The 8,194-nt window shown below is 66.6% G+C and carries 9 protein-coding genes and 1 pseudogene; 7 read left to right on the top strand and 3 right to left on the bottom strand.

Features of this window, described 5'->3' with window-relative positions; genetic code table 11:
* Window positions 1–324, bottom strand: a pseudogene (locus AU192_RS24020) (type VII secretion target); the annotation flags it as partial.
* A gap of 301 nt (window positions 325–625) precedes the next feature.
* On the opposite strand from AU192_RS24020, the gene AU192_RS24015 reads away from it, so the two are divergent.
* Window positions 626–1,291: an O-methyltransferase gene (locus AU192_RS24015; RefSeq protein ID WP_064400033.1), complete on the top strand. Its 666-nt coding sequence runs from the start codon at window positions 626–628 to the stop codon at window positions 1,289–1,291.
* Here the strand turns inward: AU192_RS24015 and AU192_RS24010 are convergent, their stop codons facing one another.
* Window positions 1,292–1,963 carry an IclR family transcriptional regulator gene (locus AU192_RS24010; protein ID WP_064400032.1) on the bottom strand — a complete coding sequence of 224 codons (672 nt, stop codon included), beginning with the start codon at window positions 1,961–1,963 and terminating at the stop codon, window positions 1,292–1,294.
* A gap of 66 nt (window positions 1,964–2,029) precedes the next feature.
* On the opposite strand from AU192_RS24010, the gene AU192_RS24005 reads away from it, so the two are divergent.
* The 5 genes from AU192_RS24005 (at window position 2,030) to AU192_RS23985 (ending at window position 5,731) form a co-directional block, all read left to right on the top strand.
* Window positions 2,030–3,367, top strand: coding sequence for an FAD-binding oxidoreductase (locus AU192_RS24005; protein ID WP_064400031.1), 1,338 nt, complete (start codon window positions 2,030–2,032; stop codon window positions 3,365–3,367).
* Between the two features lies 1 nt (window position 3,368).
* On the top strand, window positions 3,369–4,142 hold the full coding sequence (locus AU192_RS24000; RefSeq protein ID WP_064400030.1) for a DAPG hydrolase family protein: 774 nt from the start codon (window positions 3,369–3,371) through the stop codon (window positions 4,140–4,142).
* A 25-nt stretch (window positions 4,143–4,167) separates the two neighbouring features.
* Window positions 4,168–4,680, top strand: a complete 513-nt coding sequence (locus tag AU192_RS23995) for an MBOE_33420 family protein (protein ID WP_064400029.1) — start codon at window positions 4,168–4,170, stop codon at window positions 4,678–4,680.
* 37 nt (window positions 4,681–4,717) lie between these two features.
* Window positions 4,718–5,125, top strand: a complete 408-nt coding sequence (locus AU192_RS23990; protein WP_064400028.1) for an SRPBCC family protein — start codon at window positions 4,718–4,720, stop codon at window positions 5,123–5,125.
* A gap of 84 nt (window positions 5,126–5,209) precedes the next feature.
* The gene (locus tag AU192_RS23985) at window positions 5,210–5,731 is read left to right on the top strand and encodes an MBOE_33420 family protein (protein ID WP_479724584.1); all 522 of its coding nucleotides are present in this window, start codon (window positions 5,210–5,212) and stop codon (window positions 5,729–5,731) included.
* A gap of 34 nt (window positions 5,732–5,765) precedes the next feature.
* Here the strand turns inward: AU192_RS23985 and ilvD are convergent, their stop codons facing one another.
* Window positions 5,766–7,496 carry a dihydroxy-acid dehydratase gene (gene ilvD, locus AU192_RS23980; RefSeq protein WP_064400027.1) on the bottom strand — a complete coding sequence of 577 codons (1,731 nt, stop codon included), beginning with the start codon at window positions 7,494–7,496 and terminating at the stop codon, window positions 5,766–5,768.
* A gap of 80 nt (window positions 7,497–7,576) precedes the next feature.
* Here ilvD and AU192_RS23975 point away from each other — a divergent pair, with 80 nt between their 5' ends.
* Entirely contained in the window at window positions 7,577–8,194 is a 618-nt protein-coding gene (locus tag AU192_RS23975) for a DUF305 domain-containing protein (protein WP_064400026.1), read from the top strand.

Genomic DNA, 8,194 nt, shown 5'->3' with positions numbered 1-8,194 from the left:
GCCCGCCCCGGCCGCATCACTGATCGATTCGACGCGCTTGCGTATGTCCTCGGCGATCTGCCGGTCAACCGAGTCATAGGTGTTGGCGGCGTTGACGACGTTCTGCGCGTACTTCGCTAACTCCGCCTTGACGACCGGCAGCCGCGCGATCGCCGGGTCGACCACTTCATTCACCTTGGCAGCGATCGCCGTCGACAAAGCATCTTCACCCGCCGGCTTGAACGAAGCCGGCGGCTCGGGGATGGCATCCGCGACCGCACGCAACCGCTCACCGGCTTCGAGCACCAGGTCGGTGTCGATTCGCAGCGTCTCAGTCATCGTCATTCCGCGCACGGATCAGCGTCGCGCCGATCGGTTGGCATGCCCCCTCAGGCGTCACCCGGCAAATGCTACCCGACCCCCAGCACCACCCACCGCGCCAATTCTCACCACGCGCGAGCACCCGTTTTGCCGCATATTCCCACGCCCGACACCTTCCTCGAGGCTCCCTGCCACGCACGACGAGTTACCGACCGGCGCCGCGTTGGGCCCGAACCGTCACCGCACAACCGGACACGGCCACACCACCAGCAAACCCCGACTACGCCCGTCGCCGCCCAGAAGCGCTTCCGCTATCGTTCCGCAGATGTCCGACCCCGACTCGAAGACGCTCGACGAGCTTTTCAACCGCATCCTGCACACCGAGGACGACGCCTTGCGCGCCGCGCGCGAGTCCGGCAACGCCGCGGGCATGCCTCCCATCGAGGTGTCCGGCCAACACGGCAAGCTTCTCTATCTATTGGCGTCGCTGTCCTCGGCCACCCGCGTCCTGGAGATCGGCACCCTTGCCGGCTACAGCACCATCAACCTCGCCCGCGGCGTCGGGCCGGACGGCCACGTCGTCACCTTGGAATACGACCCCAAGCATGCCGACATCGCCAAGGAAAACTTCGTCCGCGCGGGCGTACAGGATCGCATCGAGATCATCGTCGGCGCAGCCCTCGACACACTGCCGATGCTGGCCGACCGCGGCGACGTCTTCGATCTGGCCTTCATCGACGCCGACAAGGAGAACAACGTCGCCTACGTCGAATGGGCCATCAAACTTGGCAAGCCAGGCTCAATCATCGTGGTGGACAACATCGCTCGTTTCGGCCGTGTACTCGAGCCGGCAGCCGATGACGCCCAAGCCCGCGCCGTGCGCGAGATGCTCGAGATGATGGGCGACCATCCGCAACTGGAAACCGCCGCGATCCAGACCGTCGGGCTCAAAGGCTGGGACGGCTTCGCCGTCGCCCGCATCGTCGAATAGTCATCTTGACCAGGGCGCCGTCGCGGCCGCGGACGTCAGCGCGCTGACAATCCGATCCTCGTGGGTCGCGAACCGTTCGGTCGGCGCGGGCACCGAGATGGCGACGACGTGTCCGCCGGCGGTACGCCCGGCCACACCGGCGGCCGAAATCCCGACGGTGTGCTCGTCACGGTCGAACGCCACCTCGGTCGACCCGTTCAACAGCGCCGTCGCCGCCTTGCCGTTGGCCGTCGAATCCAGCGGAAAGCGCATGCCGACCGCCGACACCGCGCGCAGCCGATGGGCCGATTCCAGCTGGTCGATGAACAACATCTCGCCGCCCCGCAGCACCGACAGATCGACTGTCTCCTCGGTGGTTGTCGCGACCTGCTCGAGCGTCGGGCGGAACAATGCTGCCAGTCCCGCTACGTCGGCGCTTCCGAGGCCGAGCAGCCGATCCCCGAGCGAGAACCGGCCCTGATCGTCGACCGCCGCGAAGCCGACTTCCACCAATCCGACGAGCAGTCGGCGCGCCGTCGACTTAGCCAGGCCCAGCTGAGCGCCTAGATCCACCAGCCGCAGGCGGCCGGGTGCCGCCGCGATCTCGTCCAGGGCGGCTGCTGCGCGGCGCAGCACCTGAATGCCGTCTTCCCGTCCCGCATCGGTTCGTTCATTTGGGTCCGGACGAGTCACGCCCTCACTATATTGATCCGCATACCGGTTCACAAAGATTCGGTATACGGACCAAGGAGGTCCCCGATGCCACTCCCATCTGGTCGTTCCTTCACCCGCTCCGACGACGGATACGAGGCTGCCCGACGCGCGACCGTCTGGAATGCGCGCACCCCGGCCCGCTATCCCGAAGTGGTGGTCCAAGCCGCAGACGTCGATGACGTCGTCGCCGCGCTGCGCTATGCGGCTGCACACGACCTCCAAGTCGGCGTCCGCTCGGGCGGTCACAGTTGGGCAGGCAATCACGTGCGCGACGGCGGCATGCTGCTCGACGTCAGTCGCCTGAACGACTGCAGCATCGACGCCGAGCGCATGACCGCGGTCGTCGGGCCCGGAAAAGGCGGCAGCCTGCTGGCCGCGGACCTGGAGGCACAGAACCTGTTCTTCCCGGCCGGACATTGCAAGGGCGTGTGCGTCGGCGGATACCTGCTGCAGGGCGGATACGGCTGGAACAGCCGCATTCTCGGACCGGCATGCGAAAGCGTCATCGGACTGGATGTGGTGACCGCCGACGGAGAGCAGATTCACTGCAGTCCGGACAGCCACCCCGAGATGTACTGGGCCGCACGAGGTTCAGGGCCTGGATTCTTCGGTGTGGTGACCGCGTTCCACCTCAAGGTGTATGCGCGCCCTGCCATCTGCGGCAGCAGCCTCTACGTGTATCCGATCGAGTTTGTTGACGAGATCTTCACGTGGGCCAGGGCTATCAGCGCCGACGTCGACCGACGGGTGGAGCTGCAGATCGTCGCGTCCAAAAGCGTGCCCGGCGCCGGAATCGAGCAGCCCGGGATCGTCATGGCGTCACCGGTGTTCGCGGATTCGGAAGACGAAGCGTCGCAAGCGTTGGCGCTGCTCGATACCTGCCCGGTGCGCGACCGGGCCGTCGTCGCGGTCCCATACGCGCCCGCCGACCTCGCGACTTGGTACGCGGGGGTGATGAGCAACTATCCGACCGGCTACCGCTACGCCGCCGACAACATGTGGACGTCGGCATCCGCGGACGACCTGCTGCCCGGGATCCGCCGCATCATCGACACCCTGCCCCCGCACCCGTCGCACTTCCTGTGGTTGAACTGGGGCCCTTCGCCGGCCCGCCAGGACATGGCGTACAGCCTCGAGGACGACATCTACCTCGCCTTGTATACGGTGTGGCGCGACGCCGCTGACGACGATCGCTACGCGGACTGGGCCTGCTCGAACATGGCGGCCATGGCGCATCTGGCCACGGGCATCCAACTCGCTGACGAGAACCTCGGACAGCGACCGGCCCGATTCGCCACCGACGACGCGATGGCCCGCCTCGACCGCGTGCGCGCGCAGTACGACCCCGACGGGCGGTTCCACAGCTGGATGGGCAGGGTGTGACATGAAGTCCTACCTCGGTTACCGCGATGATGACATCGACGTCGAGTTCGCGGCGTTCTACAACCCCGAGATGTCGGCCCTTCCACGACATGTCGTCGAGGCATTGGAGCACGGCCCTCAGGCCGAGCCGACACTTCCGGCGTTCGACGATCTCGTCGCGATGCGCGTCGACGGATACCAACAGACCGAGAACGGATACGGCGTTCTGCGTGACGGCGGCATTCAGGTGTCGGTTCGCACCGACATGCCCGGTGTCACACCGGCCATGTGGGACTGGTGGTTCGGGTGGCACGGCCACGATTCACGCCGCTACAAACTGTGGCATCCCCGCGCGCACGTGTCCGCCCGGTGGGACGACGGCGGTGGTGAAGGCGGGTACGTCGGTCGGACATCTCTAGTGGAGGAGTACCTCGGCTCGTCCTTCACCCGGCCTGCGATCCGGTTCGTGCAGCCGTCCGAGCTGGGCCTGGGCGACCTGAGCGACGGTGTGGCGATCTGCGCGCGGCTCGGATCGGGCGACATTCCTGTCGATGTCGGCTGGCTGGTGCACCAGGTCCGCGGGACACCGGACGGCGCCGAGATGCGTTCGCGGTTCTGGATGGGAGGCAGGCATGTCGGCGTTCGGCGCGGTAATCGATTGACTGACAGGGTAATTCGTCCGGTCGCGGCGCGACAGCTTCCGGATCCGCGCGACTTGATGGTGCACTGCGCGCAGGAGATGAACCACCTCGCCGGATTCCTGCCCGAACTCTTCGATCGATTCTCCGGGCACTGATCGTCTCGACGTGCTACCCAGTCCTATGTCGAAAACGTTGCCGGCAGCCGTCTTTGCCGCCGCAGCCGTGGTCGTGGCGCCCGTCGCATACGCGGACCGCGCCGAACCGCCGCCGCTGTACGGGTTCTACGACGTCTTCATCGACTTCTCGAAGCAGACGTTCAACGGTCGGCCGACGCCGATGACCCCGATCAACGTACCCGTCGAGTTGACGACTCGTTGCGACGTCGACGGGTGTGTGGCGCGCTGGAACAACGAGGACGACCATGCCCGCAACCCGGGGGCTCCGCCGGTCTACGAATACCGGTGGACCGGCGACCGTTGGTCGACAAGCGGTGAGTATCCCTATATGTGCGATCGCCACGACCCGACCAGCGCCGTGAAAGCCACCCGCTCGGACTACCTGATGCCCAACCCGGACGGCAGCTTCTTCGGGGAGCGGACCCTCGTCATCGAGGGGGCCGGGTGCTCGGGAGAAGGTCCGGGCACCCACTGGCTGCCTTTCTCCCTGACTCCGATCGATCCGCCGCCCACCTAGTCGTTTAGCCCGCCACCGACCGGGGCATCAGCCAGAGATGGACTTCGGATTCCGACGCGGGATGCCGACGGTGGAATTACTCAGCGACGCTGCCCCCGAAGCCGTGTGGGACGTAATCACCGACCTCGACACGTGGCCGAAGTGGGGTCCGACCGTGTCGGGCGCCGAACTGGACGAGGGCGGCGCCATGCACCTCGGCTCACAAGGCAGGGTGTTCACGCCGGTCGGTGTGGCGCTGCCGTTCACCGTCACCGAATTCCGCCCCGGCCGCTGCTGGGCGTGGAAGGTCGCAGGCGTCGGCGCAACGCGCCATGAGGTGATTGCTGAAAATGGCGGATCCCGAATCGTGTTCGGCGTGCCGTGGTGGGCGACCGCGTACCTTCCTGTGTGTGCGATCGCCCTGCCGCGCATAGCCTGGCTAGCGTCCGCGCGCCGAACCCGCTGATTCCGCGACATCCGACGCTGCTCTGTGTTATCCAGAGCCCCTAGAGTTCTCAGTCCGCCGAGGGCTCCGGTCGAAGGAGCTCCGGTGAAGTCGAAAGCATTGTCCGTCGCCGTGGGCCTCGGCTGCAGCGCAGTGGCACTGGCACCTCTGGCCATCGCCGACCGCCCCGAGCCGGTACCGATCTACGGCTACTACAACGCTCTACTCGATCACGCGAGACAGACGTTCAACGGTGCACCGGCTTCGGCGGGTCCGGCCACCCAGCTCGGCCTCTTCACCACGCACTGCGACGTCAACGGCTGCCTCTCCCGCTGGTTGAGGGAGACGGAAATCTCCCAAGACCCGAACGCGCCAGCGCAATTCGAATACCGGTGGAACGGTGACCGGTGGGAGTCCGCCGGTGACTACCCCTTCTACTGCAATCCCGACGGAAGCGGCGGCACCGTGACGACGCAGCGTTCGGACTGGCTCAAGCCCAACGGCGACGGCAGCTTCTCCGGTGAGCGCACATTCACCGTGCCCGCACCGGGATGCCCGGGCCAGGGGCCCGGCACGTACTGGCTGCCCATCACGCTGACGCCGACCGATCCTCCGCCGCCTCGATAGCGCACTCGAGCAGCCAGCGTTCGTGAAGCCAGCGCTATCCGCAGACCGCGCCGACGGCTGCCGATCCGACCAGCTTGGTGTACTTGGCCAGCACGCCGGTCGTGTATCGCGGTGGCAGCGGCTCGAAACCGGCCTTGCGGGACTCGAACTCGGCGGGATCGACGAGGATGTCAAGAGTGCCGTTGGCGACGTCGAGCCGGATGCGGTCACCGTCGCGGACAAATGCGATCGGCCCACCGTCGACGGCCTCCGGCGCGATATGGCCCACACACAGGCCCGTCGTGCCGCCGGAGAACCGTCCGTCGGTCATCAACAGCACATCCTTGCCCAAACCGGCGCCCTTGATCGCGCCGGTGATCGCCAGCATCTCGCGCATCCCCGGCCCGCCCTTGGGGCCTTCGTACCGGATCACGACGACGTCGCCGTGTGTGATCGTCCCGTCTTCCAGCGCGTCCAGCGCCGCCCGCTCGCGTTCGAAAACCCTTGCTGTGCCCTCGAACACGTCCGAGTCGAAGCCTGCCGACTTCACCACCGCGCCCTCGGGCGCCAGCGAACCGTGCAGGATCGTGATGCCGCCGGTCGGGTGGATCGGGTTGTTCATCGCCCGCAGCACCTTGCCGTCCGGGTCCGGGGGAGCGATGTGCGCCAGGTTCTCGGCCATCGTCTGACCGGTCACCGTCAGGCAATTGCCGTGCAGCAGACCGGCATCGAGCAGCGCGCGCATCACGACGGGCACACCGCCGATCTCGTCGACGTGCTTCATCACGTGCCGGCCGAACGGCTTCACATCGGCCAAGTGCGGCACCTTCTGGCCGACCCGCGTGAAATCCTCCAGGGTCAGCTTGACGTTGGCCTCGCTGGCGATCGCCAGCAGGTGCAGCACCGCGTTGGTCGAACCGCCGAACGCCATCACGACCGCGATCGCGTTCTCGAACGCCTCCTTGGTCAGGATGTCGCGGGCGGTGATGCCGCGGCGCAGCATCTCGACGACGGCCTCACCGGAGCGGCGGGCGAAGTCGTCGCGGCGCTTGTCGATGGCCACCGGAGATGCGCTGCCGGGCAACGACATTCCGAGAGCTTCGGCGGCTGAGGCCATGGTGTTGGCGGTGTACATGCCGCCGCAGGCGCCCTCACCCGGGCAGATGGCACGCTCGATGATGTCGACGTCCTCACGCGACATCAGCCCGCGTGCGCACGCTCCGACCGCTTCGAAGGCGTCGATGATCGTGACTTCCTTCTCGGTCCCGTCGGTCAGCTTGGCCGTGCCCGGCATGATCGAGCCGTTGTAGAAGAACACCGACGCCAGATCCAGCCGCGCCGCTGCCATCAACATGCCGGGGATCGACTTGTCGCAACCGGCCAGCAGCACGGTGCCGTCGAGGCGCTCGGCCTGCACGACGGTCTCGACGCTGTCGGCGATAACCTCGCGCGACACCAGCGAGAAATGCATGCCCTCGTGGCCCATGGAGATGCCGTCGGACACCGAGATGGTCCCGAACTCCAGCGGGAAGCCGCCGGCGGCGTGCACGCCGCCCTTGACCGACTGCGCGAGTCGCTGCAGCGACATGTTGCACGGCGTGATCTCGTTCCACGACGATCCGACGCCGATCTGGGGTTTGGCCCAGTCGTCGTCGCCCATGCCAACCGCGCGCAGCATCCCGCGGGCGGCGGCCTTCTCCAGGCCGTCGGTGACGTCGCGACTGCGAGGCTTTATGTCGGGCTCCGCCTGACGGCGGGCTTCGGTGCCGGGAGTTTCTGAGGGCATCAAACAAGTATGCCTCCGGTGTTTTGCCCCGGCCAAACCGTTATCTATACCCCGGTGGGGTATCCGGTACCATCGGGTTCATGACGTCGCTGATCGCTCGCCTCACCGCCATCCTGGTCGCCCTCGCCACCGCGATGTTGCTCACATCGTGCACCAGCAGCCCGGCCTCTGACGGACACACCGACCACGAGCATTCCGACGAACCGGTGATCAGCGGTCAACCGGCCGGCTACAACGCCGACGATGTCGCGTTTGCGAAGAACATGATTCCGCACCACGAGCAGGCCGTCGAACTGTCGGCGATGGTTCCGGACCGTTCCACGAATCCGGAGGTGAAGGCGCTGGCCGACCAGATCTCGAAGGCTCAGGAGCCCGAGATCCGCACGATGCAGGTGCTGCTCGTCCAGTGGCAGGAGAACCCCGACGCCGATACCGGCCGGGGCGGGCACGAGGGCCACGGCGGCGCGATGCCGGGCATGGTCGACGACACCACCATGGCCAAGCTTCAAACACTCTCGGGCCCCGAGTTCGACACCCTGTGGCTGCAGTCGATGATCGCCCACCACCAGGGTGCGATCGACATGGCCCGCGCGGAACTCGCCAACGGCGAGAACGTCGACGCCAAGCGGTTGGCTCAGACCATCGTCGATACGCAGCAGGCCGAGATCGACCAGATGAATCAGATGTTGAGGGGCTGA

This window comes from Mycobacterium lehmannii (genome assembly GCF_001499925.1).
Lineage (GTDB): Bacteria > Actinomycetota > Actinomycetes > Mycobacteriales > Mycobacteriaceae > Mycobacterium > Mycobacterium lehmannii.
The sequence above is the reverse complement of the archived record's forward strand: the minus strand, read 5'-3'. Positions and strand labels throughout refer to the sequence as shown.